The sequence below is a fragment of the Thiohalorhabdus sp. Cl-TMA genome, from assembly GCF_041821045.1.
GTDB classification, from domain to species: domain Bacteria; phylum Pseudomonadota; class Gammaproteobacteria; order Thiohalorhabdales; family Thiohalorhabdaceae; genus Thiohalorhabdus; species Thiohalorhabdus methylotropha.
In genome coordinates, this window is sequence record NZ_JBGUAW010000016.1 from 1 (window position 1) to 24,912 (window position 24,912).

Below are 24,912 nucleotides of genomic sequence, written 5' to 3' on the forward strand. Positions count from 1 at the left end.
TCGCCCCAGCCTTCCACGCCCAGGGTCCAGATGTAGACATAGTCCTCCTGGCCGGCGATCTTCGGCATGTACGGCGATTGGCAGGTCTCGTCCGCCGATACCGGGGAAAACCAGGCGCCGGCCGCCAGGGCGGCCAGGGACGAGCCCAGAATCCCCAGGGTACGTTTGCCTTGCTTTCGTGTGCTCACATCTACCTCCTTGGTCCGCAGCGCGGTGCTGGACGCTTGATGAATGGCCCGCCCCGGTGGCGTTGGTTCACGCTCGCCCGGTCGCATCGTTTCCCAACGACTGTTGGGGCGACCAATGCAAGGTGTCGGCGCTGAACCGGCGCGGGCCCGATTCCCCTTCCGACGAATCATGGGTTTATCGAAAAAGGCCCATGCTTGAATGACTGCCGTGCAGCCATTCCGTCTCCGGAATAGCAACCGGTGTGCCAATACAAGAATCAATTGTTTTTGCTGAAAAATACTGGACTGCGTCCAAGGAAAGCCGGCTGACTCTGCCATTGTGTCATGCCACTTTGGCCGGTTGTCCGAAAGGGGAAAGGCTGTGTTCTCTAAACGACTGTTGCGCCTTCCTTTCTCTTGGTGGGGGAGGGGCCTGGGAAGTGGGGCTGCCGGGGAAAGGGGAGGCCGGAAAAGACGCTACGGGGTTAGAGCGGAGATGGAGCCTCCGGACTGTGGAGTCATCATGCCCGCCAAGTCGCCGCCGGAGACCACTCCCCCAGTAGCTGGCGGGCGGTAGGCGACCCGCTGACCCGGGGGGGGCGTCGCCATGCCTCCAGGTGGATGGAAGCGCGGAATCGGCGGCCGGCGATATGACAGCCTGACATGCCAGGATGGCAGCCCGGTTGCGGAGTAAACCCTTCTGTGAATGAGGTAGTTGCGATTTCAGGGCTCTGGTCGGTGGCACATGGCTTGCTTCCATTCCGGGCATCGACAATTGTGCGCGGGCCGGGCGGCAGCGACCCGGTTCCCCTCAGGAGGCCACCCCATGTCCACGGGTACCAACCCGCAACGCAACCGTTTCCGCGACGAGCCGCTCCGCCGGCTCGTCACCCACTTGCTGCAGAACCCCGATGCAGCCCATACGGAGTACCATGCCCGGACCGAGCTCCTGGAGGGGCTGCAATGCGCCATCAATATCCGGGATTTCGGCCCCGTCCCCGTGGACGAGCCGGCGGCGCTCGGTGGGGCGGACAGCGCGCCCAGCCCCGCCGAGCTGATCCTGGGCGCGCTGGGCACCTGTCAGGAAGTCATGTACGCCACCTACGCCGCCCTGCTCGACATCCCGCTCGAGGCGGTCTCCGTGGAGGTGCACGGCACCCTGAACCTGCAGGGCCTGTTCGCCCTGGACGAATCGGTGCATCCGGGCTACGAGCACATCCGATTCGAGACCGCCATCCGCAGCCCCGCCGATCCGGAGAGCATCCGGCAGCTCTCCCGGCTGGTGGAGGCCCACTGCCCGGTGGTGGATACCCTCGTCCGCGGGGTTTCCGTGGCCGGCCAGGTGTACCTGAACGGGGATCTGGCGGTGGAAGGCTAATACCCGTGTGCAGTGCATCCGCGAACCGAGGGTAAGGAAGATTGCGTGGTGCGCCTTTAAATGCCCGTAAACAGCAGGTCGAGCGCTCCGATGATCGCATCCCGTTCCTCCGCAAGAGACTGAATCTCCACGCCAAGATGTGCTCGGGAGATGCCGGCCAGCTCGGCCACGGAGAGCACCACGCGATGGCCCTCTACGTGAAAGACGGGATTTAGTCCCTGCGCTGGCCTGCCGAAACGTTCCTCCAGCACCAATGGGGCGACCACTACGGTTGCGAGATCTTCCAGAAGGTCGCTTTGCAGGGTGAGCAGGTAGGGGGCCCAGACTGCGGAATCGGGGGTGGAATTCCGGTGTACGGCGAATTGGGACATCAGAAGCGCCGCACCCGGTCCCCGAAGCTGCCCTGCTCGGCGATGCGCTCATTATAGTCGGCGAGCGCCTCTTGGTTCTCCGCCAGCCAAGCCTGTCTCCGGGCTTCGCGCACGGCTTCGGTTAGGCGTTCCTCCAACAGCCGGGAGAGGTTCAGGTCGAGGGCCCGCGCCTGGGCGAGCAGATCGGCGTTGATGCTCAGATTGGTGGCCTTGCGCGGGGCGTCGGGATTGAAAAGCTTAGTGGGCATGGGAAGACTCCTTTATTCATGCCCATAGATTATGCGCATGAATAATGGGGAATCAAATCCAGCGTGATGGTCCGCAAGCGCCACCTGCTTGTGTGGGGTTAGAGTCGGGGGCGCCCGTACAGGCAAAAGGTGGGCAGGTGGCCCGGGGCTAGCCAGCGGTGTGGTTCAGGAGCTTGCGCAGGTCGGTGGTGAGGGTGTCCACGGAATCCGGTTGCTTGCCGGAGAGCCGGGCCATGAGCCGGGCCTCACCCTGCGGGCCGAAGATGTAGACCTGGCCGGAGTGGTCCACCTCGTACTCCTGGTCTTCGGGGCCTTCCCTGTGGCGGTTCACGTAGAGGTGATAGCGCTCCTTGAGGGCCTCGAAGCCGGATCCCTTGCCGCGCAGGCCCACGAGCTGCGGCATGTCGAAGCCGTCCACGTAGCTGCGGATTGCCTCGGGCGTGTCCCGCCGGGGGTCCACCGATACGAAAAGCACCCTGACGCGCTGCGCATTCTCCGCATCCAGATTGCCCACGGCCCGGCGGATGCGGCTCAGGGTCATGGGGCAGACATCCGGGCAATGGGTATAGCCGAAGAACATCAGCACCGTCTTGCCCTGGAAGTCCTGCGCCGTGCGGGTCTCGCCCCGGGCGTCCGGAAGCCGGAACTGCAGGTCCGGCATCTTGCCGTCGATTTCGGAGAGCGCATATTCGGGCGCGCTGTCGCCGTTGCAGCCGGTCAGGGCCAGTAGCAGGCCCAGTAGGGAGGCGAGAAGCCAGGCGGGGAGGTGCTTGCGGGCTGCGCTCATTCCGGTCCCTGCGCGTACGGAGGTCGAACGATAAAACGGGCCGTGCGTTCCTTCCCGTCCGCAAAGCGGAGGCGGATGGGGATTCGGTCATCGATTTCCACCGGCTTCCGCTGTTCCATGAGCATGAGGTGGTACCCGCCGGGGGCGAACGCCACCTGGCCGCCGGCGGGCACGTTCACCCGCTCCACGTGCGCCATGCCCGAGTCGGTGGTGCGGTGGAGGCCGATCCGCCCGTAGGCGGGGGATTCGGCGGCCACCAGGCGAACGGCGCCGTCCGTGCCGTTGCGCAGCCGGAAGTAGCCGGCCGAGGGGGCTCCGCCGGGGATGTTCCGGATCCAGGCCTCCGAAATCTCGATTTCGCCCGCGTGAGCGGGGGCGATGGCCGCGAGCGCGACCAGCATCAGGCCCGCTATCCCTATTGACCGGGGCATGGGGCCCTCCGTTCCGTGCCGTGTGTCCGTGCAGCCTAGCATAGGGTGGAGGTCGATCCGGAGAGCGGACAGTATGTGGCCTGCGTTGCGAGCCTAATGCCGGAAGATGGAGTTATGCAGTATCTGTGGATGCCGCACGTTCCTCTCCCTTGTCGTGAGCAGGAACCGGGCAGGGGGCCATGTTGCGGAAACGCGGAACGCTAACCTCCGCCTATGCCGACCAGATGCAGCCTGGCAGGGCATAAGGCAGGCCTAATTTGTCGCCGAAGATCGCCACCACGTTATTCGCAGTAGCGAAGCGATCCAGCCACAAAGCTAACTTCTCCAGGGAAGCATTCTCCATCCGGTTCTGATAGGCCTTTCTGGCTTCGGAGCCGAATTTGCGCTCGATTTGTGGCTCCTGGCTAGCGGAACAGTTCCTCCACGGTCTCCGCCGTCAGGATCCGGTCCGACCACGCAAGCAGGGTTTCGGTATCGGCCTGCTCGATTCGCCCCTGGTGGGCCGCCGCAGCCTGGGGCCCAAACTTGTGCTTGATCATGCGCAGCAGAAGGGTGGCCTCCCCTTCCCGCCGGCCTTCCTGCCGGCCTTCCTGCCGACCTTCCTTCTTTCCTCGCTCCACCCATTCATCCGCTACCGTCATAATCAGCTCCTTCGCCCGTTCCGGCCGGGTGATTTCCAAGGCCCGGTAGACCGCCGGTTCGGTGGTGGGGTAGACCCGGGCAATATACCGCAAAAGCGCCTGTTCCAGAGGGTGCCCCTCCGGCAGGTCGCGCAGCAAGCGCGCAACGGCCGCATCATCCAGGTGCTCGACAAATGCCCAGGCCAGGGCCCGCAGCCCGGCCCGCAGCACCGGATCGCTGGACAGCCGGGCATCGCTTTCCTCGGGGCGCAGATGGCGCACCTGGTAGCCGAAGCCCCGCTGCACGGCCAAAAGCTCCGCGTCGGCGTCGATGCAGTCCAGCAAGGACAACGGCACCGACCACTCCGGTTGCCCATGGTAGAGCACCAGCGGAATGATGGGCGGCAACCGCCGGTACCGTTGGGCCCGGCCCTGGCCGTCCTGTTCCGCGAAGCGCTGCCAGATGCGCTGTTGATAGCCCAAAAACTCACGTCTTGCCAGCTGGCCCCGCTTGAGAAACAGGTTCGGGATCTTCAGCACACGTCGGCAACCTCGTTTGTGCTATCATATGTGGGCACATTGGGCTGGGAGGAACGATGATGGCCATCGAAACATTTACCGTTCGCGATCTTCGGGAACGTACCGGTGATCTGACGCAAGATGCTGAAGCCGGCCAGCTCGCGCTTGTGACGAAGCGCGGTCGCCCACTGTTTGTGACTGTCCCATTCACGGAGGAGCTGCTCAGGGAGGGGGTCGGCTTTTCCTTGGCCGTGGAGCTCTACCGGAACGGCATGATAACCGCAGCGCGTGGAGCGCTCCTTGCGGGTATGGATTTGGCGGCGTTTCTTGAAGAGTTGAGCGCACTGGAGGTTCCGGTCGCGGATTATTCCGCCGAGGAGGTGGCGGATGAGCTTGCGGGGTTTGAATGAGTCGAGCGGTCATTGCCGATGCCGGCCCTCTGATCGCGTTGGCAAAGCTTGAGCACCTGGACTTGCCCACCGCTTTGTTCACCGAGGTTTTGGTTCCCACGGCGGTGGCTGAGGAATGTACAAGGCCTACCGAACGGGCGGATGCGTGGGCAATCGGGGCGGCTTTGGACCACGATAGCTCATACCGCCGAGTCGCTTTGGAAGGGTCCCGAAGGCTGAGTGCGATGGGCCGGCTGCTAGATACCGGCGAGGCACAGGCCTTGGTGCTGGCGCTGAATAGTCGCTTGCCGGTGCTGATGGACGAGCGTCGAGGCCGGCTTGAGGCTAGACGGCTTGGGGTTGAGGTTATCGGAACCGGGGCAGTGCTCGTTGCAGCCAAACACAAAGGCTTGGTTAACGAGGTGGGGCCTTTGTTGGATTCGCTAACTCAGAACGGATACCGCTTATCCGAATCTTTGCGCCAAGCGCTCCTGGAAAAGAGCGGCGAACTAAATTGACACCCTCGCCCTGGAGCACAGCTGGCGCCCGGAAGATGTGCAGTCGGTGGGCGACCAACTGAGCGAATGGCTCCAGGCACCGGAACAGCGCAACTTGCGTCGCGCTTTCAGCGTCTGGCTGGGGCGGGTGCTGATCCTGGGTCGGTTTGGCGACCCAGATCTGCCGCCCACCAACCATCATCCTGGCCACGAATTCTCCGGGCGACGCTTATTGGTATAGGGGGGGGGGACCAACCGGCTTACTGGAACAGTTCCTCCACGGTCTCCGCCGTCAGGATCCGGTCCGACCACGCAAGCAGGGTTTCGGTATCGGCCCGCTCGATTCGCCCCTGGTGGGCCGCCGCAGCCTGGGGCCCAAACTTGTGCTCGATCATGCGCAGCAGAAGGGTGGCCTCCCCTTCCTGCCGGCCTTCCTGCCGGCCTTCCTGCCGACCTTCCTGCCGACCTTCCTGCCGACCTTCCTTCTTTCCTCGCTCCACCCATTCATCCGCTACCGTCATAATCAGCTCCTTCGCCCGTTCCGGCCGGGTGATTTCCAAGGCCCGGTAGACCGTCGATTCGGTGGTGGGATACACCCGGGCAATATACCGCAAAAGCGCCTGTTCCAGAGGGTGCCCCTCCGGCAGGTCGCGCAGCAAGCGCGCAACGGCCGCATCATCCAGGTGCTCGACAAATGCCCAGGCCAGGGCCCGCAGCCCGGCCCGCAGCACCGGATCGCTGGACAGCCGGGCATCGCTTTCCTCGGGGCGCAGATGGCGCACCTGGTAGCCGAAGTCCCGCTGCAGGGCTACAAGCTCCGCGTCGGCGTCGATGCAGTCCACCAAGGACAACGGCACCGACCACTCCGGTTGCCCATGGTAGAGCACCAGCGGAATGATGGGCGGCAACCGCCGGTACCGTTGGGCCCGGCCCTGGCCGTCCTGTTCCGCGAAGCGCTGCCAGATGCGCTGTTGATAGCCCAGCAGCTGGATCGGCGTGGCCGGATCGGGCCCCGATTTGTGCTCGATCAGGACGTAGGCGAAGGCGGTGCGTCCGTCCCGGAGCGGCACCTCGAACAGCCGGTCGCTGTGGGTCTCCGCCATGGCGGGGTCGATGAAGCTGCCCGGCAGATGGCGCGGCGGCTCCTCGGTCATGCGTTCCCGCAGCGCCTCGGGCAGATTCTCCCGCAGAAAGACCCCGGCCCGCTCGGGGGCGTCCAGAAGGGCCTTGAGCAGGGCATCGTGCGGATTCGTGGGATCCTGGGCCATGGCGTCACCCGTCAGAAAGAGAGGGAAGCGAGCGGGGTTGCCCCCCTATTTGAGAACATTATTAGAACAAACCTATCATCGCCTCTTTCCTCGAAAAAGCCATGGCCCCGCTACCGGCCTCTGATCGCTCGTCATCGGTCGGGCTTGCTCCGAGGCTTCTTCCGGCACCCCAGTTGCCAATACGCCCAAATGGGCTGACTCTACTTTTGTTCTGATTAGTACCTGCCCCCCTGAGGGTGGACGCCTTAGCCTTCCTCAATGTCCGGCATACTGCTGACGGAGGAGGTCCGCGGCCGGGCGAACCCCACTGGGGTGTACCGCCCCGATCCGGGTCTACCTCCAACTCCCGACCGCCGCTGAAGCCGGCGCCTCCACCTTGCCCTTGGTTCTGGTATTGCACAGTATTACGGTCGGAAGACCTGAAGCTCCAGCCCCTGAATGAAACGGTAATGGCGGTCGTTGGCCGACACCAAAGGCAACCCCGTTTCCAGGGCGGTCGCGGCGATTAGGGCATCGGCCATTTTGAGGGAGTGTGCGAGGAAGTGCTCCTCCATGAGGTAGCAGGCTCGGGCGGAGATGCCCTCCTCGACATGGATCAGGGTCGCTTCCCAGAACCGCAGGGCCCGGTGCAGAGCCCGGAGTTCGCTGGTATCCCGGACACCCTGGACCAGCTCCATCCAGGACACGGCGGAGATGGTGACCACCGGGGTGTTGTCGAGCAGACTGGCGGCCGAGGTGTTGCCGCGCAGGTTCCAGATTAGGACATCGGTATCAACCAGCATCAGGGCAATTCTCGGCCCTGGCGAAGGGCGCGCACCTCGTCATCCACGTCGCCGGATCGGTCCGCCCATAGGCCAAAGGCGGGATTGCGCTCACCGGCGCCTCGCTCCTCTTGCCGCCAGCCCGTCAGCCGGGCGTAGCGTTTGCCGTGCCAGGTAATGACCACCTCTTCGCCGCGGTCCACAGCGGCCAAAAGTTCGCGGGTGTGGAGCCGAAGGTCCTTGGTCGATGCTTCCATGGGGCGCTCCTGTGGTTACAACGAAAAGTGTAACCCTTGGTGGTCCTGTCTGGCCACTGGTTCCTCGCCTTGTGACCAGCCTACCCTTCGTCCGCTTCCGGCACCGGCGGGCTCGTCTTTTGGGCCTCCACGTCCCAGGCCTACGGGTTCCGGGACATGGACTTCTTCAAGCTTCGGATCAAAGCCGTTCACGAAGCTAGGTACGCATTTACTAATCAGAACAAAAGTAGAGTCAGCCCATTTAGATGTATTGGCAACTGGGGTGACGGAAGAAGCCTCGGATCTTGCTGGGCCACTTTTGCAGGGAACGCAAGGCCGACCAGGCCTGCTTTTTCAGTTCCTTCTTGGTGGTGACCGTTCGGCGGCCAATCCGGCCCTTCACATGGCCCCAAACCAGTTCATCGGGGTTCCGGTCCGGGGCATAGGGCGGCAGAAAGAATAACTCGATCTGGTGGTCCAGCTCCGCCAGAACCCGCTGTACCTTCTTGGCCCGGTGGACCGGATGGCCGTCCACCACCAGAAAGATCTTGGCCACGGTCATCCCCGCCAGGCGTTTGAGGAAGGTGCCGAATACGGCGGCGGTCACCGAGCCCTCCTGGGCCATGAACCGCATTTCGCCGGAAGGGCTGATCGCCGAGATCATGTTCACTGAAAAGCGGGCACCGGTGCTCTCCACCACCGGGGTCTGGCCTTTTTCGGCCCAGGTGGTGCCGGTGTGGTAATCCGAGCGAATGCCCGACTCGTCGGCGAAAAAGAGCTTGGCGCCTTCGGCCTTCGCCCGCTTTTGCAGGGCAGGATAGGCCTCGTTCTGCCACTGATCCACCAGCTCAGGCTGGCGCTGGCGAGCCCGGTGAAGCGGGCGCTGCGGGGTGAAGCCCAAGTTCTTCAGGATCCGCCCGACCGACACCTCGGAGAGCCGGACACCGAGCTGCTCACGGATGCGGCTGCGGATCATGGCCCGGGTCCACAGGGCGAAGGGAAACCGGTACTGCTCAGGCCCTTCCTTGCGCAACACCCGGGACAGCCACTGAAGCTGCTCACCGGTCAGCTTGGAGGGCCGCCCCGACTTGGGCCGATTGCGCAGGGCGTCCCAGCCCCTTAGTAAATGCCCCCCAAAGCCCTGCCCCGGAGCCTCGAAGTGCCAGAAGTCCGCCTTTTGCGGAAGGGGCTTTGCACTGGTCCAAGGGCACAAGGGCGGCATAGGCTTCTCCGCGTTTCGTGATGATTGCCGTCTCGCCGCCATAGGCCCGCTCCAAGAGGTCAGGTAGCTGGCGCCGTGCGGCTTCCGATCCGATTTTATGCATAGGTGGCCCTCCTTTCTCCTGTACGTACAGTACAGGCGGGTGCTGGCTGTTCAATAGCCCAATTGCGGCGGATGCGTTTAACCAGGATCGGACTTGTTGTGCGCAAAGGCACGAGGTGCGCTGACCCCATGAGCGGTCATCGCCTTTCCGCAGAGAGATCGGTATCCGCTGCCGGTTAAGGGTTGTGATAAAATTTAGTACTAAATTAAGTACCAGTCAGAGGTAGCTCATGGAATCCACGATTCCAGCCCAAGAGATTAAACGGCGCGGGATATCCGCGGTGGATGAGGCACTTCGGGCCGGTCCCGTACATGTCGTAAGCCGAAACCGGCCCCGTTACGTGATCCTGAGCGAGGAGCAGTATCAGGAACTGGTCCGTGACCGTCGCTCTGTTTCCCGGCTCTGGGACCGTATCCTCTCGGAGACTTCGGAAGAGGGGCGCGAGGCTGCGGATATCCTGGGGCAGGTCAAGGAAGAGCGGGACAGTTGGGAGCGCTAGGGAGCGTATTCCTGGATGCTAGTGCGGTAATCTACCTGTTGGAGGGTGCCCCTGGTGTGCGCAAGGCGGTTACGGAAGTCCTCGCCGATCTGCGCGACCGCCAAGGCGACCCCCAACTGACTGTCTCGGCATTGAGCCTTTTGGAGTGTCGGGTCCGGCCTCTGCGGGAGGGCAACCAGGCGGTTTTGGCCCGCTACGAGGATTTTTTCAGCGACCCCGGACTGCTCCTGGTCCCCCTGGAGCGTGATGTGCTGGATCGGGTGGCGCGACTTCGGGCCGAGCACCCCTTAAAAACGCCGGATGCGATCCAGGCGGCTTCGGCCCTGGAGCTGGGTGCGGGGATCCCTTTTGTGACGGGCGATGGGGATTTCTCAACTATACCCGGTTTGACCCTCTACCAGGTGACGCCACACACATAGGGAAAGGCAGGCAGGATCCACCCGTGGCTGACATTGGAGTTATCCCGTTTCAGTGAAAGGTAACGGTTTCGTTTAAGCCGCTAGTTTGCAGGCCACTTCATAGGCTATTGAGGACTATTGGCCGAGGGCGGAATGGCGTTGTCTCCGTTGGCCGCGAGCGATAAAGCCGCGCTAGAAGGGCATCTCCAGGCGCGCCCAGTAGGAGCGCCCCGGCTCGTTGACCAGCAGCGCCTCGCCGCTGGTGGAATCCCGGCGATTGAGGTGGGTGGCGTAGGTCTTGTCGAGCAGGTTGTCCACGCCGAAGCGGAGGTGGGCCTCCGGCCACAGCCGCACACGCCCGAACAGATGGACCAGCCCGTAGCCGGGCGTCTCCTGCAGGTCCTGGCCGCTTGCCAGGTCCACCCGGTCCTGCTCGGCCACGCCCTGGATCTCGCCGCCGAGCCGGAAGGCCGGGTGGTCGTAGGCCACCCGGAAGGTGCCTTCCAGGGGCGGGATCTGCGGCAGGGAGGTGTTATCGGTGTCGTTCTCGCCGCGGACGTAGGCGCCGGTGAGCCGGGTGATCAGGTGCGCGCCCCAGCGGCGCTCGGCGGTGATCTCCCCGCCCAGGAGGGTGGCGTCCACATTGCGGTAGATGGTGGCGAAATTGCCGTTGGGGTCCTCGGCGCCCCGGTCCACCAGGATGTAGTCGGTCACCCGGTTGTAGTAGGCGCTTACCGTCACCCGGGTCTCACCCGGCGTCCAGCGCAGGTTGAGCTCGCCCTGGTGGTGCCGCTCGGGGTCGATGGCGGGATTGCCCACCCAGTCGCCCATCATGCCGGTGCGCTCCCCGGCGATGAAGCGCTCGGTGGCATCGGCGGTGCGCATGGTGCGGCTCAGGGTGAGGAACAGGGTGAGGTCCTGCCGGAAATCGTGGGCGTAGCGGACCAGGCCGCCCAGGTTGTTCTCGGTCTGCTCGTCGGCGGTGACGCCGTAGTGGCGGGTGTAGAGGTCGTCGGGCGAGGTGCCCGAGGCGGCGGCCTCGTCGGCCCGCCCGGCGTCGGCGGTGACCCGGTCGTAGCGCAGGCCCACGCGCAGCCGGTCGTCGCGGCCGAAGTCGTGATCCACCTGCGTGAAAATCCCCAGCTCCTCCTGGCGGGTATCCGGCCAGAGCAGGGACTGCACCGCGTCCACCGAGGAAGCATTCATCCCCTTGTAGCGGATTGCCTCCCGGTTATCGGACTGGTAATCCAGGCCCACGGTCCAGGCCGTGGCATCCCCGGCGAACACCTCCCCCAGGAGCCGTCCGCCGTAGGTTACGGAATCGGACGGCGTGCGCATGAGCATCATGGGATCGGGACGCAGGGAATAGTTGTCCATGCGGTGGAAGACGTCGTTGTAGTAGGCCTCCACCGTCAGGCCGTCCAGGAACCCCACCGGGGCCTCCCGCTCGAAGCGCAGGCGCCCGGCGTTGTTCTCGGATTCCGGGGAATCCATCATGCCGGCGTAGAGGGTGTCCTCGCCGCGGAAGGCTTCCGCCCCCAGTTCCAGCTTAGTGTGCTCGTCCGGGGTGTAGCCGAGCAGGAGATTGGCGTTGCCGTGGGTGTAGGCCGAGCGCACTTCCCGGCCGTCGCCGTCCTCGTAGTTGCCGGCCTTGCTGTAGCTGCCGATGAGCCGGGCGTAGCCGGTGGGATTGCCGGTTGCGACGTCGGCGTAGACCTCCCGGGCATCGGCGTTGGAGCGGTACCCGCCACCGATCTCGGCGCGGATGCGCTCTTCGGGGCCGAAGCGCGGGGTATCGCGCTTGAACAGCACCGTTCCGCCGCTGCCCCCGCCGCCATGCAGGACCGTCTGGGTGCCCTTGATGACCGAGACCTCGTCGTAGGTCTCCGGCGCCGCGTAGGTGGTCGGGGGATCCATGCGATTGGGGCAGCCGCCGTGCACGTAGCCGCCGTCGAGCAGCACGTTGAGCTGCGTGGCGTCCTGGCCGCGAATCACAGGGTCGATTCCCGCCCCGCCGAGCCGGCTGCCCGTGACACCCGACACGCCGCGCAGTGCCTCGCCCCCATCGGCGGCGGGAGCCTCGGTCAGCGCTTCGGCCGGGACCGACTCCATGGAGGGCGGGTCGATGACCGTGCCCTCCACCAGGACCGGCGCCAGGGCGGTTTCCTGGGCCAGGGCGGGCTGGGCGGCCAGAGTGGTCAGGATGGCGGTTGCAAGGCCCCGTTTGGACAAGGTGGTTCTCCCGGTGAAGTGGCAGGAATGCATCACCGCAGGAGGCAAGGGCCGTGCCTTTTGTGGAAAACGTTTTAAATCATAGGCTTATACAGAAAGTGCGGGGGAGGGGGTGTGGCAAATGCCGCAGTTCCTGCGGCAGGTGACGGAATGGCAGGAGGAAAGTGGCAGATTGCTGCCTGGCTCTCGCGACCAGAGGCCGTTCCCACGAAAACCTTTACTGGCTATCCGGTTAACTCAGCATAGGTGATGGTTTCGGCGTTTACGCAGGCGTTGAGGAGCCGAAACGGCAGTTCATCCTCTTTCCATCGCCGGTTGAACCGGTAGGTGAACTCACTAAGGTAGCGTGTCAGGTGCTTGTGGCTGACCCCATGGAACGTGCCCAGGACGGTCCGCTTGGCCAGGGAAATGGCCAGATGGACCCAAGGCAGGCGTTCGCTGGCCTGCTTGGGCGGCGTGGCCGCACCATCATGGGCGTAGCCTTCCGCCGCCAGGGTCGCGAAGTTGCGGCCACCGTCCGTGCGAACGGCCTGCTCCTTGGCGACATGGGCCTTCACCGCCTTTTCCGTGGTCTCGGCCGTGAAGTCCTCGATCGGCGCCATCGCCACAAAGCCCGGGCGCTTGCCCCGATCCTCAGCCATCACCAGCACCGTCGTCTTGTTCGCTGCGCCCCGACCGCGTGTTCCCGGCCGGGGCCCGCCAAAAAACGCTTCATCGGCCTCGATCAGCCCCTGAAGTTGGTAGCGCCGGTCCCGGTCCGCCATGGCCTTGCGCAGCTTTTGAAGCATCAGCCAGGCCGTCTCGTAGCGAAGCTCCAGCTCCTTGGAAAGGCGGCGGGCGGAGATGCCGCCCTTGTCCCGGCTCATGAGGTAGATGGCCCAGAACCACTTAACCAGCGGCGTCCGGGTCCGGTGGAACACGGTGCCGTTGGTCAGCGAGACCTGGTGCCCGCACCGGGCGCATTGCCGCCAGCGAGGCCGGGTTTCCAAGGCGTAGGCCCGATCGAATTCGCAGCGCGGACAAACAAAGCCGTCGGGCCAGCGCATCCGCTCCAGCGCCTTGGCGCAAGCTTCCTCAGTGGCAAACCGCTGGCTGAACTCGAAAAAGCTGATCGACGGATAGCCCATGACCATAACCCTCGCCATGATGAGAACAAACCAAGAACATCATGGTAGGGCTGACTGAGTCAACCGGATAGGCAGTAAACCTTTCGTTGGATTCCCGGTTGGTATGGTGGCTTGGCCATCTGAGAGCCAGCCAGGCCAGCGACCCCATGCCGATGGCGATTCTTCTCCAAATAATAAAAGGAGGGATCTTATTCCGACCCGGTCCTGTTTATCCTGCTCATTCGTCTGGTGCCTTGCGAAAGCGATTCCAGGCCCGACGAAGATCAAGCGACAGGGAGCCTGTGCTATCCCTCAATTCCATACGCGTCACGCAACGGATCACGCGTACAGTAGCCTGCCTTTTGGTTCCGGAACCGGCCGGCCAAGCTCACGGGCAGTTGCTATCCATTCCTCGATAATCTGCCGGGCATTGCCCACCGCCTCTTCGTACGATTCTCCGTCAGCCATGCAACCGGGAAGCTCCGGAACCTCCACGAGAAAGGCCTGATCCTCTTCACTCCAGTAGATAATCAGCTCGTATCTAATCGACATGGGTTTCTCCCAGCCTGTATTTAACCAATAGGTTCCGCACCTGTTTGACCTGATACGGCTTGGCCTTGCTTCCTCGGGGCTGCAAGTTGACGATTTCCTCCACATCACTGCGTGTAAAAATGTGGTGGTCTCCTTTTATGCGTTCCTCGAAACCCAACCGGCGCAATAAAGTTCGCAAATCGGCGAAGTCCACATTGGCATCCGCCCCGCCCGCCAGGATCTTCTGCCTTAGCTTGGCGTATTTTCCCACCTATCTCACCTTATCGCCGTTTGCCAGGTAACCCCAAGATCCTGCTAGTAACATCAGCTCTCCACGTATTCCCGATTCAATCGCACCTTGCTGGAGAAGATCACCTTCTGATTGTACCGCTCCGGGTCCTCCACATCGGCTAGCGGCATATACTCATCCTGGTAGAACTGAGGCCGGGACCCACGACAGCAGCTGCGCAACACGCCCGCAGGGCCCGGAGCGAGCTGGCGCTCAGCCGGAGCGCCAGCTCGGGCTCTATCTCCGGTGGGCACGTTTTCAGGAGGACCGCCAGCTATATCGCGGTCAGACTTTGTCCTCCTCGCCGATCTCCCAGCTCTCGACCTGCACCTCTATAATCTCGCCGGTGACGGCGTTCACCTCGACCTTGAACTCGGTGCCTTCCTCGTCAACGATGTCCAGCTCGTAGGAGGGGGTGCCATTGCTTTCGATCTCGTACTCCAGCTCCTCGATCTCGCCGGGGTACAGGTCGGTGGCCGTCTTGCGGGCCTGGGATTCGGAGATCTTCGCCTTGGAGGCGAAAAGCTCGTCATCCGGGCTTTTTACCTCCTGCTCCATCTCGATGATGGTGCCCTTTTTCGCATGGCACTCGAACTCCCATGCCCGGCCGTTGCGGCCCTGAATCTCCACCTCATAGGCGTGGACCCCCTCATCGGTAAGATGGAGATACTCCACTTTGGTGAAGTCGCCGGGCTTCACCTTGTTTGACGCCTTCAGGCAGGCCTCGAGCTGGCCGCCGTGAGCGCCCTTGTGGTGGCCACCGCCAGCCCAGGCCGTGGTAGATATGCAAAAGGTTGCCGACAGTAAGACCGATAGCAGGACCGTACTTTTTCGCATGATCGCCCTCGAGAATAGCCGATTGCCGTGGGTTGGTTTGCAAGGCTCTGAAATTTAATAAAATTCAAAACCTTATTGACACTATAACGCCTTTTCGCGCGCCCACAAGTCGTAACGGCAAGCGCAAGAGGGAAGCTCGCGGGACTCAGCGCGAAAATCGGAAGGGACCTTCTGCTTGGATCCGATTATCGGAGCCACGGAGGTTCTGCGTAGCCATTGGCGGCCTGGGAACCAATGAGTGGGGGAGTCTGGAGTCGGGGATGGTTACAGTCGGCGTGCGTTTCGGATTCCGGCCTCAAAGCTGGGTGCAGCGGGAAGGTGGGGCTGGGCCGGAAATCGGGCGAAGCGGCCGCGAGGGGTGGAATTTTCGGGTGCCGAGCGGGATATCCCAGACCTCTGCGCGGCAAGGCAAATCCGGATGAAATGGCAGCAGGGAGGTGGCGGATTGCTGCCTGGCTGTCGCGGCCGGGGGCCGCTCCTACAGGAACCTGATCAAACCAGCCATGGTGGATAGGGGATTGGGGGAGCGGCCTCCGGCCGCGACGTCGTCCTCCGAAAAGTTAGAGGGCCAGAAGAGTCGCCGTAAAGGAGCGGACTACGGCTTCGGGGACTGGGTCCGGAAGGCGATGCGCTCCACGCCGGCTCCGCGGACCCGGGACAGCAGCTGCGCCATGCGCCCGTAGGGCACGGAGCGGTCGGCGCTCAGCCGGAGCACCAGCTTGGGCTCTTCCTTCAGGCGCGCTTTCAGGAGGCCGGGAAGCTCCTGGCTCGATACCGGGCGATTATCCAGATGGAGATCGCCGCCGGCGGAAACGCTGAGGTCGGCCACCACCGGCTCCGCCGAGGGCGGGGCCTCCGCCTTGGGCAGGTCCACGCGCAGGGCCTGGGCGAACATGGGCGCCAGGATGATGAAGATCACCAGCAGCACCAGCATCACGTCCACTAGAGGCGTGACGTTGATGTCGGAGATGGGGTCGTCGGCGTCGCCGGCGTGCTGTCCGAAGGCCATGGCCGTTCCTGCTGTCGAAAATGGCGCTAAAAGGGACTGGTTTGTAGCGTGTTACCGGGATGTGGGGGTCTACTCCACATCCAATTGATCCGGAAGCTCGGATTCGGGTAGATGCGTTTCCCGATAGGCGATCCGGAGCGTCCAAAGGAAGCGGTCCATGGGCAGCAGTGTTTCAGTGCTCACACCGCTACTCCGGTTCGCCGGGCTTCCCGATGAATGGGTAACTGTTCGGTGGCGGGGTCCAGCACCAGAACATCGATGGGCTGGTCCCCGAGGCGCTGCTGGAGCTTGGCTTCGTAAGACAGCGTTTCCCTGTGCTTCTCGGGAATGGCTTCCGTGGATTCCACCAGCAAATCCAGGTCCCCGCCCCGCGCTTGGTCGTCCGCCCGAGAGCCAAAGACACGCACGATGATCCCGGTACCGAATACCTCTCGGGCGGTCTGGCGGATAATGTTGTGGTCGCGTCGGGTTAAGCGCATGCCGATCCTGTTGGTATCCATGCCGAATAGGGAATGGGCAGAAGCATTTTACGCTTGTTGCTCTTGTGCGAGCACCCGGTCCATGATCCGCTCGGCATTGGCGGCCACGGTGGCCATGATGCGATTCTGCCACCGTACCAGGAGGTTGTAGCCGATAACCGCCGGGATGGCGGTGAACAGCCCGGCGGCGGTGGCCACCAGCGCCTCGCCTACGGGCCCGGCAACGGCCTCGATGGTCAGGGCCTCCACGGCGCCCAAGGTCTGCAGGGCGCCCATAATGCCCCAGACGGTGCCGAACAGGCCGATGAAGGGTGCGGAGTTGCCGATGGTGGCCAGGAAGGTGAGGTTGTTGCCCAGCTGCAGGCGCTGCTCGCCCAGCCACCGTTCCAGGTGCGCGGCCATGGTGGCGCGCTCCCGCACCGGTACCGTGGTCCGCTGGTGGATCTTCATGGCGGAGGCCAGCAGGTTCCGGGTGGGCAGATGCACGCGAAGCTCGTTCAGAAGCGCGTGGTTGGTGCGCTCGCTGTCCAGCAGGGTAGTGGCCGCTTGCTCCGCCCGCAGGATGCCGGCGTATCGGCCGAACTTGGCCAGGATCACAGTCCAGCTGAGTATCGAGAGCGTGACCAGGACCAGGAATACCGCCCGGATCACCCAGCCGGATTCCGCCCACCATCCCGTCCAGATGCTTTCCGCCAAGATGCCATCCTCTCCTTAGTCGGTGACGCGGCCCGAAAGGCCGGTCCGGTTTCCAGATGCCTGCCGTGGGAGCGGCCTCCGGCCGCGACTGTTTATCCCGTCTCCCGTCCAGCCCTGCTGGTCCTTATCCGCTCGATAGCCGGAATCGGACCGGGACCTTGACGGTGCCCTCGACCGGCTGTCCCCCGCGGGTGGCGGGCTCGAATCGCCAGTCCCGCACGGCCTCCTTGGCCGTGCGATCCAGAATCGCGTGCCCCGAGCTCTCGGCGACGCTGACCTCCAGAGGCTCGCCCTTGGGACTGACGCGGACGCGCAGCTGAACCGTTCCTTCCAGGGCCCGCCGTCGTGCCCGCAAGGGGTAGCTGGGCGGGGGGTTGTCCCGGTATTCGGAGTTGGCGCTGGGCGCCTGGTACTGCCCTCCGGAGCCGGATTGGTCGCTCGCCTTATCCGGCTGGGGCTGCCGTTTCGCCGTGGTTTCGGTCGGCTCGTCCGTTTGCCGGGAAGGCTTTTCCTCCGGTTGGGATTTCTCCTCCGGCGTCGGTTCAGGCTCGGGCTTCGGGTCGGGCTCCGGCTTTGGTTTCGGATCCGGTTTTGGCTTGGGTTTGGGATCCGGCTCGGGCTCCGGTTTTTCCGGTTCGGTTTGGGCTACCCGGGGCTCCGGGGGCTTCTGCGGCGCCACCTTGCGCTTCAGGGGCGCCTCCGCGGTCTTGGTCCGGGGCGGCGTCTCCTCCGGCTTCGGAAGCGCCGCATCCGGATCCGTCTTTTGGGGCTCTGGCTGGGGGGCCGGCTCCGTTTCCCGCGGTTCCGGTGGCGGCTCGGGGGCTTCCCGTTCGGCGGTTTCGGGCTCGGGTTCTTGCGCCTCGGGGGTGGGCTCCTTTTCAGCGGGCTTCGGGGGCTTGGTCTTGCCCGGAAGATTGACCACCTCGAAGCCTTCCGGTCCCGAGTGGAGCTGCGGCGGCTGTCCGGGCAGGCCCACGAGTCCGGCCGCCAGGGCCACGTGCAGGGCCACGGCCCAGACGAAGGCCACCAGCGCGGGCAGGTAGCGTCGACCCGGTCGCGGCTGTAGGGGCTCGGGTGGTGGGCTGTCCATGGAAGAAACCTGGCCTCCCGGTGGGGAGGGCGTCCGAAAATCCCAAAACGGGAGTCCGCCGGAGACGGCCCCGCTTTGAACGGCAGATTACCCGCGAAGGCGCGCAAGGCCCGGCCGGTCGGCCAGCTCGGTCCGCAAGCCGGTCCCGGCCCGATAACAACCCCGCAAAAAGTGGTAGGAAGTCTATCAGATACCTTCGCGATTCAGGCTACCGTTCCGCTTGGTTCGAGGGGCGCCCGACCCCAAAGTTCCGGGTCCTGCCCCGGAGGATCCGCTTCTCGGATCACTCCTCGTCGCCCTTCCCGTGGCTGACGAGCGTGCTCCGGTTTTCGGCTTGCGAGCTCGGGTATTGCCCCATGACCAGCAGGCCGCCGGTGGCCTGCTCGAGGGCGGTTCCGGCCGCCACCAGCTCCTGCAGGGCTTCAATGTGCTCCTGCCGGACGGTCATGAGGTTATCGAGGGTGGCGGTGATGTCGCCCGGTCCCATGGAGCCGGCCCGGAAACGCCGCAGGGCTTGGTCCAGGCTCTCCGCGGCCTTGCGGTAGGTCCGCTCCCGCAGGATGTCCACCAGCTGCCGGGCGGCGCGGTAATCGGTGATGGCCTCGTGCACCTGACGACGGATGGTGAGCCGCAGGGCCTCCTGGGAAACCTCCGCCTGGGTGACCTGTTCCGCTGCGGCCTGGCGAGAGCCGCGCTGAAAGCGTCGCAGGGAGAAGGGAAAGGAGACCCCGAGCCGGGATTGCCGGTCCCCGGACTCCACGCTGTAGGCCCAGTAGATGGTGGGGTTGGGGATGCGCCGGCGCCGGGCCAGCTTCAGGTCCTCGCGCTCCGCGACCACCTCCTGGGCCACCTCGGCGAGGTCCTGGCGCCGCCGCAGGGCCGCCTTCATCAGGGTCTCCCGCTCGGGAAGCTGCAGGGGCGGCGCCGCCAGCCGGCCGCGAATTTCCAGGTTGACGTCCGGGGGCAGGGCAAGCTGTTCGAGGAGCGCCAGACGGGCATGCTCCTGGCGCCGCTTCATGCGCACCAGGGCGGCCTGCACCCGGTGGGCGGCGACGTCCACGGCATTCCGGGCCATGGGGGAGAGCTCCTCCGGACCCCGGAGCAGGGCGGAGCGGAAATCCCGCGTGCGCCGCACCGTCCGCTGCACCATGCGCACCGCTTCCTGGGCCACCAAGGCTTGCAGGAACGCCTGGCGAGTCCGGGCGGTGACCAGGGCGTGCGTATAGGCCTGATGCCGCTCGGCGCCGCGGACTCGCGCCCGCGCCGCCGAGGCCAGGAACTGGCCCTGCCCGGCGATCCAGAGCGGTTGGCCCAGACGGACACTGATATCCGATTCTCCGTTATCCACCGTGCTGCGGATATCCCCCTTCACGGCTAGCTCGGCGTCTTCGGGGAACCACCGATCCGCCTGCAGGGCCTTGCCCTTTCGCTCATCCACCTGGGAACGGGCGCGACGGATGGCCGGATGGTGCTCCACGGCCCAGTGGATGGCGGCTTCCAGGCCGAGGGGGCTGGGGGGTTCGGTGGGCTTCGGGTTCTCAGCTACCCGGGGCACGCGGGCACCGGGGGCAGGCAGGTCCTGAGCATGAGCCTGGGCGGCAACCAGAAGGCCCGTACCGAGCAGGCCGAGAAAGGGCAGGAGGATAAAGCGCATGGTTTGCTCGCGGATTCGGTTCGGCGCCTACCCTACCTGTCCAGCGCGGAATCGACATCCCGGGTGACTGTGCAGTCCGCTGGAAATGGCCGAGAAGTTATTGTGGGAGCGGCCTCCGGCCGCGACATCTTGTGGTTCAAGGTTCCGAGTAACCGGAGCAATGACAACTGTCGGATATTGCTCCCCTGGATTCTCAGTCCCACCCGTATGTGCTAGCTTCAGGGCCACCTAGTGGACCAATTCAAGGGAAAAGGGACTGTACATGGCCGACCAGGACACAGCGGAATACCGCCGCCCCCCCGCCGAAGACGAGATCGATCTGGCCGATCTGGTGGGCGTGCTCTACCGGCGCCGATGGTTGATCGTCGGTACCACCCTGGTGGTTTTCCTGGCGGCGGTGGCCTATGCCCTGACCCTGCCGGCCAAATACAACATGGAAAGCTTCCTGAGCATTGGCCAGATGGAGGGCGAGTTTCTGGAGAAGCCGGAAGCCATCCCCGCCAAGATCCGTTCCCTAACCCGGGTCTACCAAGTCAACAATAAAGAGGCTTTCAAAAAGCAGGGTGTTGGAGTCGGGGAGGGTGATATTTCTACCTCCGTTCAGGGTGGGGGAATTATCCGGTTCGCCTTCAATGAAGTGCCGAAATCTCCGCTGTTGACCGAGCTCATGCACTCGGTGAATTCCCAGATCGTCGAGCAGCACAAGGGCCAGATTCAAGGCCGCCAAGCTAGGCTACGGGAGGAGATCAAGGGGCTCAAGGAGCAGCGTGCCCAGTTACAGGAAAGGAAGCAGGCACTCAATGCCCGCCTGGAGCAGGCCACGGAGGAGCAATCCGGGGATGTAACCGTTATTCGCCAGCTGCTCGACTCGGTGCGCATGAACCTGAACGACCTGGGCGGTCGGCTCTCGGAGGCCCAGGCCAATCTCGCGGCCATCTCCCCAACGGAGGTGGTGATGGAGCCCACCTATTCGGAGAATCCCGTGGCCCCGAGTACCCGGATGATCGCCGCCCTCGGCCTGGTACTCGGCGGGTTTATGGCGGTCTTCCTGGCTTTCCTGGTGGAGTTCTGGGTGAACAATCGGGATCGGATCAAAGGGACCGGCTGAGCTTCGAAGGATTTGGGGGAAGGCATGCTGACACGGCGGGCTCTACTGGGCGGGCTTACCTGTAGCGCGGCTCTGGCGGCGGCCCCCGCGCTTGCCCGGCGCCGTGCCCCTAAGGTCGCCGACCCGGGGCGGGTTATCGAGCAGCCCGGCCTCTTCCGGTCGAGCTTTCAGAAGATCGACGCGGTGAAGCGGATCGTGGGCTACGGGAACTTCAATATCCTCGGCTTCGACCGCATGATCCTTTTCGGTCGCAACTACCCCGAGCACATGCCGGGTGGCTCCCCTTTCCGCACCGAAGAGCTCGAGCTGTTGGAGGCCCTGTTCGCGGTGGATGCCCGTACCTACGGCTTCCTCGGAGAAAAGACAGCCGAGCGGCTTACCGAGCGCATTCCGGAGCAGGACGTGCGCAAGGTGCCGGGAACCGGACATTACGTGTATCGGGGGCACTCGGATCACCACCTGACCAGGATCAACAAGGCCGTGGGTGACCAGGGCTACCTGACCTCCGGCGTGCGGGGCCTGCCGAAGCAGTTCCACCTCTGGATGGGGAAGGTGATCGAGTGCGGCATGGATCCGGTCAAGGCCAGCTGGAGCCTTGCTCCGCCGGGCTACAGCTTCCACGGGCTGGGGGATTTCGACATCGGCCAGAAGGGCCTGGGCGCCCGGAATTTCACCGAGGACTTCGCCCATACGGAAGTATTCAAACGCCTTCTGGACCTGGATCTGATCGAGCTGCGCTATACACGGAGACATGCCACGGGCGTCCGGTATGAGCCATGGCATGTCAAAGTGGTGTCGGGTTGACATCAAAGGCCAATATGACAGCCGAAGTTTTCCAAAGCCCCTAAACACTCGGAATGATGACGAGGGGCGTTATGGAAGCTAGGTATCCTAGTCTACCCTGTAAAATGGGGCTTGTGGATAGTTTCTATAGGGGGCAAAGCACGAGGAATTTTGGGGGCTTGGAGGGTGGTTTGTTGAAGTCGTTTGTTCGGTTCGATATGTGGCTTTTCTTGTTGAGTACAACTTATTTTGTTTTATAAATGCTTTATATTGTTTTTAATGCTTTACGATATTTTTTGGTTTGAGTGAGAGCGGATTTGGGAGATTAAAATTATATAATATTTTTGGTGGTGGGTAATTCTGCAGTGAAAACTATTTAAGGGTACGATTGCAAAATGCTTTTGTCTCCTCTGCAGTTTGTACATTTTTATAATCTGGTTAGGCTTGGGAACTTGATTGAAAAGAGATTGCCCTCCGCAGGGTCACTGCCCTCGGTGAGAGGTTCGAGTATTTATCCAACAGCCTGCCCGCCTGAGTGAAAAAGCGGGCACCCGGGCTACGGTAGATTGGTAAGTGACCAACAAACCAAATCTAAACGGAGAGTCCCCAATGACCGCACATTCCGAGCGTACCATGCGCAAGCTGGCCTTGCTGCAGTTGGCCGAGGAGCTGGGCAACGTCTCCAAAGCCTGTGCGATCATGGGATACCACCGCGGTACCTGCTACGAGGTGCGCTGTGCCTTCTAGGTGGGCGGTGTCGCCGCCCTCGTCGAGAAGAAACGCGGCCCGCGCATACCCCATCCGAACCGGATGGCGCCCGAGATCGAGGCCCGAATCCTGGATCTGGCTTTGAAGCAGCCTACCCCTTCGGCTGCCAGCGCATTGCCAGCGAACTCCGCCTCCAGGGCGTCCAGGTGAGCGCCGCCGACGTGCGCGGGGGCTGGCTCTGCGCCATGATATCGAAACCCGCCACAAGCGCCTGGAGGCCCAGGACGCCACCTACGTCCTCTCCGAGGACCAGATCCGGCTGCTGGAGCATCACTCCACGGAGTTCCGGATGCGTCACGTGGAGGCCAGCGCCCCGGGTGAGTTGCTCAACCAGGACACCTTCTGCTGGGGCACCCCCCAAAGACGTAGGCAAGGTCTACACCTCCAAAATGCCCGTAACCGCTGCCGGTCTGCTCAATGACCGAGTCCTGCCCTTCTACGAAGCGCTCGGCATCTCGGTGCAGGCGGTACTCACCGACAACGGCCCGAATTCTCAGGCAGCCCGGAGAAGCACCCCTATGAGCTGCTGCTGGCCATCCAGGCCATCGAGCACCGCACCCCCAAGGTTCGCAGCCCGCAGACCAACGGCTCTTGGAGCGCATGAACCGGACCCTGCTGGATGAATGTTTCCGCGTCAGCGGAAGGCAACCCCGGTACGTAACCCCCAAGGAAATCCAGGGCGACTTGGATACCTTCCCTCGCTATTACAACCTGGAACGCAGCCACCAGGGCTACCGCCTCCAGGGGAAACGCCGGCCCAGGCCCTCAAAGAGGCGCTCACTTGGCAGGGAGAACATGCCACCCATCATATCGGAGGGAGACCCCGAAACCGACGAAAACGCCACATAATCAGAAAGCCGGAGGCCTTCGGGGTCGTGTAGTTGCTTAACTTGTACACACTGGACACGGCGATTCACGGGCCGTCCATCCGAGTCGATGATCCGGCATTTGTCCTAACAGGCTGATTATATGGACTCCCCCTCGTTGGCAAGACGCCTTCGGTTCCGGAAAGGAAGGTCCGACTGCACGCTTATATCCGGCCTCTTTGTGAGCCGTTCAGGCTCGGGCCCTGATGAGGATGCGCTCGCCGGAGCCCTTATCTAAAAAGCGCCCTTGGTAGGGCAATCCTGTTATCAGGGTTCTCCGGCGCCGGTCCGACCGGCTTTCCATCACCGGGTCATCTTGCGCAATCGGTGGCGGGAAGACCTCGCTCGTTCAAAATCAAAGTTGGTAGCAAAGGAGGGGGCGTATTACCCCTTTGCCGGTTCGTAGTCCGCCTCCCGGGCCATTAGGGCCCAGAGGATACGGGCCTGTTTGGCCGCCAGAGCGATGGTCGCCTTGTTGAAGCCACGCCGTTGGCGCACACCCTGGGCCCACTGGGCCTTGGCCGTGTTCAGCCGGCTCAATTGGCAGAGGGCCGTACGCGCCCCGTGGACCAATAGGGTCCGAAGATACCGGTCCCCGCGCTTGGTGATCCGCCCATGGCGCGGCTTACCACCCGTTGAGAACTGCCGAGGCACCAGGCCCAACCAGGCCGCGAACTGGCGTCCGTTTTTGAAATACCGGGCATCGCCAACCGTCGCCACCAGCGCCGTTGCAGTGACGGGACCGATGCCTTCAACCTGCATGAGGCGGCTCGCGGTGCCCGAATCGTCGGCCAGACGCTCAATCCGCTTGTCGTAGCGCTTGATCCGCTCTTCGAGCTCGCCAAGCCGTTCCGCCAGATCGGCGATGGTGTCGCGGGCCAGGTCTGGCAAGCCATTCTCGGCGTCCTCCAAAACCGCTGGCAGGTCCCGACGCAGTCTCGGAATGCTTTTGGGGAGGACGAGCCCGTATTCGTTCAGCAGGCCCCGGATCTGATTGCCCACCGAGGTCCGTTCCTCGATTAGCTGCGCCCGGACCCGGTGCAGCGTCAGAATCGCCTGCTGCTCGGCGCTTTTCACCGGGACGAAGCGCATGTTAGGGCGGCCCACGGCTTCGCAGATGGCCTCGGCGTCGTTGTCGTCGTTCTTCTGGTCCTTGCGATAGGGCGCCACGAACTGCGGGGCCATCAACCGAACCTCATGGCCGAACTTCTGGAGCTCTCGGGCCCAATAGTGGGCACTGCCGCAGGCTTCTATGCCCACCAGGCTAGGTTCGAGTCTGGCGAAGAAATCGAGCACCTGGCCCCGATTCAGCTTCTTGCGAAGCTCGGGCTGTTCCCGCTCATTGACGCCGTGGACATGAAACACCTGCTTGGCCAGATCCAGGCCGATGCGCACAATGCTCATGGGACTCCTCCTCATCAGGTCGGAATTCCGTCTCCCGACCCAAGCTGGCACATCGGTGCCGGTATGGGTGAGGGGGAGTCCATCCCATCTGAAAAACTCCCGATTTGGCACCCTACGGCTGTACCCACAAACCTGAAGGAGGCCTGGCGTGCGGGGCATTGAGGAT

General features: G+C 63.5%; 28 protein-coding genes and 2 pseudogenes. 8 read left to right on the plus strand and 22 right to left on the minus strand.

Going from position 1 to position 24,912, the window contains the following annotated elements; all coding sequences use genetic code 11:
* Nucleotides 1-152: pseudogene (locus ACERLL_RS17060) on the minus strand (methanethiol oxidase); the annotation flags it as partial.
* An 841-nt stretch (nucleotides 153-993) separates the two neighbouring features.
* Here ACERLL_RS17060 and ACERLL_RS17065 point away from each other — a divergent pair.
* Nucleotides 994-1,545, plus strand: coding sequence for an OsmC family protein (locus ACERLL_RS17065; RefSeq protein ID WP_373657309.1), 552 nt, complete (start codon nucleotides 994-996; stop codon nucleotides 1,543-1,545).
* 56 nt (nucleotides 1,546-1,601) lie between these two features.
* On the opposite strand, the gene ACERLL_RS17070 is transcribed toward ACERLL_RS17065, so the two are convergent.
* From ACERLL_RS17070 to ACERLL_RS17090, 5 genes are all read right to left on the minus strand, one after another.
* Nucleotides 1,602-1,916, minus strand: a complete 315-nt coding sequence (locus ACERLL_RS17070) for a CcdB family protein (RefSeq protein WP_373657310.1) — start codon at nucleotides 1,914-1,916, stop codon at nucleotides 1,602-1,604.
* Nucleotides 1,916-2,164, minus strand: a complete 249-nt coding sequence (locus ACERLL_RS17075) for a type II toxin-antitoxin system CcdA family antitoxin (protein WP_373657311.1) — start codon at nucleotides 2,162-2,164, stop codon at nucleotides 1,916-1,918. Before ACERLL_RS17075 ends, ACERLL_RS17070 begins: the two co-directional genes overlap by 1 nt.
* A 148-nt stretch (nucleotides 2,165-2,312) precedes the next feature.
* A complete protein-coding gene (locus ACERLL_RS17080) occupies nucleotides 2,313-2,951 on the minus strand; it encodes an SCO family protein (RefSeq protein WP_373657312.1) in 639 nt (212 codons plus the stop codon).
* Complete coding sequence (locus ACERLL_RS17085; RefSeq protein WP_373657313.1) at nucleotides 2,948-3,352, minus strand: copper chaperone PCu(A)C; 405 nt, start codon at nucleotides 3,350-3,352, stop codon at nucleotides 2,948-2,950. Before ACERLL_RS17085 ends, ACERLL_RS17080 begins: the two co-directional genes overlap by 4 nt.
* A 434-nt stretch (nucleotides 3,353-3,786) precedes the next feature.
* A complete protein-coding gene (locus tag ACERLL_RS17090) occupies nucleotides 3,787-4,542 on the minus strand; it encodes an Rpn family recombination-promoting nuclease/putative transposase (RefSeq protein WP_373657314.1) in 756 nt (251 codons plus the stop codon).
* Nucleotides 4,543-4,598: 56 nt separating this feature from the next.
* On the opposite strand from ACERLL_RS17090, the gene ACERLL_RS17095 reads away from it, so the two are divergent.
* Both ACERLL_RS17095 and ACERLL_RS17100 read left to right on the plus strand, forming a co-directional pair.
* Nucleotides 4,599-4,931: a UPF0175 family protein gene (locus tag ACERLL_RS17095; protein WP_373657315.1), complete on the plus strand. Its 333-nt coding sequence runs from the start codon at nucleotides 4,599-4,601 to the stop codon at nucleotides 4,929-4,931.
* Nucleotides 4,928-5,428 carry a PIN domain-containing protein gene (locus ACERLL_RS17100; protein ID WP_373657316.1) on the plus strand — a complete coding sequence of 167 codons (501 nt, stop codon included), beginning with the start codon at nucleotides 4,928-4,930 and terminating at the stop codon, nucleotides 5,426-5,428. Before ACERLL_RS17095 ends, ACERLL_RS17100 begins: the two co-directional genes overlap by 4 nt.
* A gap of 239 nt (nucleotides 5,429-5,667) precedes the next feature.
* Here ACERLL_RS17100 and ACERLL_RS17105 read toward each other — a convergent pair whose 3' ends face one another.
* From ACERLL_RS17105 to ACERLL_RS17125, 5 genes and pseudogenes are all read right to left on the minus strand, one after another.
* On the minus strand, nucleotides 5,668-6,675 hold the full coding sequence (locus ACERLL_RS17105) for an Rpn family recombination-promoting nuclease/putative transposase (RefSeq protein WP_373657317.1): 1,008 nt from the start codon (nucleotides 6,673-6,675) through the stop codon (nucleotides 5,668-5,670).
* 404 nt (nucleotides 6,676-7,079) lie between these two features.
* On the minus strand, nucleotides 7,080-7,457 hold the full coding sequence (locus ACERLL_RS17110) for a type II toxin-antitoxin system VapC family toxin (RefSeq protein ID WP_373657318.1): 378 nt from the start codon (nucleotides 7,455-7,457) through the stop codon (nucleotides 7,080-7,082).
* Nucleotides 7,457-7,693: a type II toxin-antitoxin system Phd/YefM family antitoxin gene (locus ACERLL_RS17115; RefSeq protein ID WP_373657319.1), complete on the minus strand. Its 237-nt coding sequence runs from the start codon at nucleotides 7,691-7,693 to the stop codon at nucleotides 7,457-7,459. The genes ACERLL_RS17110 and ACERLL_RS17115 overlap by 1 nt, the downstream gene beginning before the upstream one ends.
* Before the next feature lie 241 nt (nucleotides 7,694-7,934).
* Nucleotides 7,935-8,894: an IS630 family transposase gene (locus tag ACERLL_RS17120; RefSeq protein ID WP_373657320.1), complete on the minus strand. Its 960-nt coding sequence runs from the start codon at nucleotides 8,892-8,894 to the stop codon at nucleotides 7,935-7,937.
* A gap of 13 nt (nucleotides 8,895-8,907) precedes the next feature.
* Nucleotides 8,908-8,997, minus strand: a pseudogene (locus tag ACERLL_RS17125) (Prevent-host-death protein); the annotation flags it as partial.
* Between the two features lie 229 nt (nucleotides 8,998-9,226).
* Between ACERLL_RS17125 and ACERLL_RS17130 the strand changes: the two are divergent.
* Nucleotides 9,227-9,496: a type II toxin-antitoxin system Phd/YefM family antitoxin gene (locus ACERLL_RS17130; RefSeq protein WP_373657321.1), complete on the plus strand. Its 270-nt coding sequence runs from the start codon at nucleotides 9,227-9,229 to the stop codon at nucleotides 9,494-9,496.
* Nucleotides 9,484-9,915, plus strand: coding sequence for a type II toxin-antitoxin system VapC family toxin (locus ACERLL_RS17135; protein WP_373657322.1), 432 nt, complete (start codon nucleotides 9,484-9,486; stop codon nucleotides 9,913-9,915). The genes ACERLL_RS17130 and ACERLL_RS17135 overlap by 13 nt, the downstream gene beginning before the upstream one ends.
* Nucleotides 9,916-10,086: 171 nt before the next feature.
* Here ACERLL_RS17135 and ACERLL_RS17140 read toward each other — a convergent pair whose 3' ends face one another.
* The 10 genes from ACERLL_RS17140 to ACERLL_RS17185 form a co-directional block, all read right to left on the minus strand.
* Nucleotides 10,087-12,126, minus strand: coding sequence for a TonB-dependent copper receptor (locus ACERLL_RS17140; RefSeq protein WP_373657323.1), 2,040 nt, complete (start codon nucleotides 12,124-12,126; stop codon nucleotides 10,087-10,089).
* Nucleotides 12,127-12,350: 224 nt separating this feature from the next.
* Nucleotides 12,351-13,253, minus strand: a complete 903-nt coding sequence (locus ACERLL_RS17145; RefSeq protein WP_373657336.1) for an IS1595 family transposase — start codon at nucleotides 13,251-13,253, stop codon at nucleotides 12,351-12,353.
* A 318-nt stretch (nucleotides 13,254-13,571) separates the two neighbouring features.
* On the minus strand, nucleotides 13,572-13,784 hold the full coding sequence (locus tag ACERLL_RS17150) for a type II toxin-antitoxin system HicB family antitoxin (RefSeq protein ID WP_373657324.1): 213 nt from the start codon (nucleotides 13,782-13,784) through the stop codon (nucleotides 13,572-13,574).
* A complete protein-coding gene (locus tag ACERLL_RS17155) occupies nucleotides 13,774-14,034 on the minus strand; it encodes a type II toxin-antitoxin system HicA family toxin (protein WP_373657325.1) in 261 nt (86 codons plus the stop codon). The genes ACERLL_RS17150 and ACERLL_RS17155 overlap by 11 nt, the downstream gene beginning before the upstream one ends.
* A 303-nt stretch (nucleotides 14,035-14,337) precedes the next feature.
* The gene (locus ACERLL_RS17160) at nucleotides 14,338-14,889 is read right to left on the minus strand and encodes a PepSY domain-containing protein (protein ID WP_373657326.1); all 552 of its coding nucleotides are present in this window, start codon (nucleotides 14,887-14,889) and stop codon (nucleotides 14,338-14,340) included.
* Between the two features lie 595 nt (nucleotides 14,890-15,484).
* Nucleotides 15,485-15,898, minus strand: coding sequence for an ExbD/TolR family protein (locus ACERLL_RS17165; protein WP_373657327.1), 414 nt, complete (start codon nucleotides 15,896-15,898; stop codon nucleotides 15,485-15,487).
* A 179-nt stretch (nucleotides 15,899-16,077) separates the two neighbouring features.
* On the minus strand, nucleotides 16,078-16,377 hold the full coding sequence (locus ACERLL_RS17170; RefSeq protein ID WP_373657328.1) for a nucleotidyltransferase domain-containing protein: 300 nt from the start codon (nucleotides 16,375-16,377) through the stop codon (nucleotides 16,078-16,080).
* A 48-nt stretch (nucleotides 16,378-16,425) separates the two neighbouring features.
* A complete protein-coding gene (locus ACERLL_RS17175; protein WP_373657329.1) occupies nucleotides 16,426-17,073 on the minus strand; it encodes a MotA/TolQ/ExbB proton channel family protein in 648 nt (215 codons plus the stop codon).
* A gap of 124 nt (nucleotides 17,074-17,197) precedes the next feature.
* Entirely contained in the window at nucleotides 17,198-18,163 is a 966-nt protein-coding gene (locus tag ACERLL_RS17180) for an energy transducer TonB (RefSeq protein ID WP_373657330.1), read from the minus strand.
* A gap of 283 nt (nucleotides 18,164-18,446) precedes the next feature.
* The gene (locus ACERLL_RS17185; protein WP_373657331.1) at nucleotides 18,447-19,817 is read right to left on the minus strand and encodes a TolC family protein; all 1,371 of its coding nucleotides are present in this window, start codon (nucleotides 19,815-19,817) and stop codon (nucleotides 18,447-18,449) included.
* A 262-nt stretch (nucleotides 19,818-20,079) separates the two neighbouring features.
* On the opposite strand from ACERLL_RS17185, the gene ACERLL_RS17190 reads away from it, so the two are divergent.
* The 3 genes from ACERLL_RS17190 (at nucleotide 20,080) to ACERLL_RS17200 (ending at nucleotide 22,455) form a co-directional block, all read left to right on the plus strand.
* Complete coding sequence (locus ACERLL_RS17190; RefSeq protein ID WP_373657332.1) at nucleotides 20,080-20,925, plus strand: Wzz/FepE/Etk N-terminal domain-containing protein; 846 nt, start codon at nucleotides 20,080-20,082, stop codon at nucleotides 20,923-20,925.
* Nucleotides 20,926-20,949: 24 nt separating this feature from the next.
* Nucleotides 20,950-21,729 (plus strand): M15 family metallopeptidase, encoded by a 780-nt coding sequence (locus tag ACERLL_RS17195; protein WP_373657333.1) that lies wholly within the window; start codon nucleotides 20,950-20,952, stop codon nucleotides 21,727-21,729.
* Nucleotides 21,730-22,317: 588 nt separating this feature from the next.
* Nucleotides 22,318-22,455 carry a hypothetical protein gene (locus ACERLL_RS17200; RefSeq protein WP_373657334.1) on the plus strand — a complete coding sequence of 46 codons (138 nt, stop codon included), beginning with the start codon at nucleotides 22,318-22,320 and terminating at the stop codon, nucleotides 22,453-22,455.
* Between the two features lie 1,271 nt (nucleotides 22,456-23,726).
* On the opposite strand, the gene ACERLL_RS17205 is transcribed toward ACERLL_RS17200, so the two are convergent.
* Complete coding sequence (locus ACERLL_RS17205; RefSeq protein ID WP_373657335.1) at nucleotides 23,727-24,746, minus strand: IS110 family RNA-guided transposase; 1,020 nt, start codon at nucleotides 24,744-24,746, stop codon at nucleotides 23,727-23,729.
* Nucleotides 24,747-24,912 lie beyond the last annotated feature (166 nt).

Coding starts and splice junctions, on each gene's coding strand:
- ACERLL_RS17065 (WP_373657309.1), top strand. CDS start 994: ATGTCCACGGGTACCAACCCGCAACGCAACCGTTTCCGCGACGAGCCG.
- ACERLL_RS17070 (WP_373657310.1), bottom strand. CDS start 1,916: ATGTCCCAATTCGCCGTACACCGGAATTCCACCCCCGATTCCGCAGTC.
- ACERLL_RS17075 (WP_373657311.1), bottom strand. CDS start 2,164: ATGCCCACTAAGCTTTTCAATCCCGACGCCCCGCGCAAGGCCACCAAT.
- ACERLL_RS17080 (WP_373657312.1), bottom strand. CDS start 2,951: ATGAGCGCAGCCCGCAAGCACCTCCCCGCCTGGCTTCTCGCCTCCCTA.
- ACERLL_RS17085 (WP_373657313.1), bottom strand. CDS start 3,352: ATGCTGGTCGCGCTCGCGGCCATCGCCCCCGCTCACGCGGGCGAAATC.
- ACERLL_RS17095 (WP_373657315.1), top strand. CDS start 4,599: ATGATGGCCATCGAAACATTTACCGTTCGCGATCTTCGGGAACGTACC.
- ACERLL_RS17100 (WP_373657316.1), top strand. CDS start 4,928: ATGAGTCGAGCGGTCATTGCCGATGCCGGCCCTCTGATCGCGTTGGCA.
- ACERLL_RS17105 (WP_373657317.1), bottom strand. CDS start 6,675: ATGGCCCAGGATCCCACGAATCCGCACGATGCCCTGCTCAAGGCCCTT.
- ACERLL_RS17110 (WP_373657318.1), bottom strand. CDS start 7,457: ATGCTGGTTGATACCGATGTCCTAATCTGGAACCTGCGCGGCAACACC.
- ACERLL_RS17115 (WP_373657319.1), bottom strand. CDS start 7,693: ATGGAAGCATCGACCAAGGACCTTCGGCTCCACACCCGCGAACTTTTG.
- ACERLL_RS17120 (WP_373657320.1), bottom strand. CDS start 8,894: ATGCCGCCCTTGTGCCCTTGGACCAGTGCAAAGCCCCTTCCGCAAAAG.
- ACERLL_RS17130 (WP_373657321.1), top strand. CDS start 9,227: ATGGAATCCACGATTCCAGCCCAAGAGATTAAACGGCGCGGGATATCC.
- ACERLL_RS17145 (WP_373657336.1), bottom strand. CDS start 13,253: ATGGGCTATCCGTCGATCAGCTTTTTCGAGTTCAGCCAGCGGTTTGCC.
- ACERLL_RS17150 (WP_373657324.1), bottom strand. CDS start 13,784: ATGTCGATTAGATACGAGCTGATTATCTACTGGAGTGAAGAGGATCAG.
- ACERLL_RS17160 (WP_373657326.1), bottom strand. CDS start 14,889: ATGCGAAAAAGTACGGTCCTGCTATCGGTCTTACTGTCGGCAACCTTT.
- ACERLL_RS17165 (WP_373657327.1), bottom strand. CDS start 15,898: ATGGCCTTCGGACAGCACGCCGGCGACGCCGACGACCCCATCTCCGAC.
- ACERLL_RS17170 (WP_373657328.1), bottom strand. CDS start 16,377: ATGCGCTTAACCCGACGCGACCACAACATTATCCGCCAGACCGCCCGA.
- ACERLL_RS17180 (WP_373657330.1), bottom strand. CDS start 18,163: ATGGACAGCCCACCACCCGAGCCCCTACAGCCGCGACCGGGTCGACGC.
- ACERLL_RS17185 (WP_373657331.1), bottom strand. CDS start 19,817: ATGCGCTTTATCCTCCTGCCCTTTCTCGGCCTGCTCGGTACGGGCCTT.
- ACERLL_RS17190 (WP_373657332.1), top strand. CDS start 20,080: ATGGCCGACCAGGACACAGCGGAATACCGCCGCCCCCCCGCCGAAGAC.
- ACERLL_RS17195 (WP_373657333.1), top strand. CDS start 20,950: ATGCTGACACGGCGGGCTCTACTGGGCGGGCTTACCTGTAGCGCGGCT.
- ACERLL_RS17200 (WP_373657334.1), top strand. CDS start 22,318: ATGACCGCACATTCCGAGCGTACCATGCGCAAGCTGGCCTTGCTGCAG.
- ACERLL_RS17205 (WP_373657335.1), bottom strand. CDS start 24,746: ATGAGCATTGTGCGCATCGGCCTGGATCTGGCCAAGCAGGTGTTTCAT.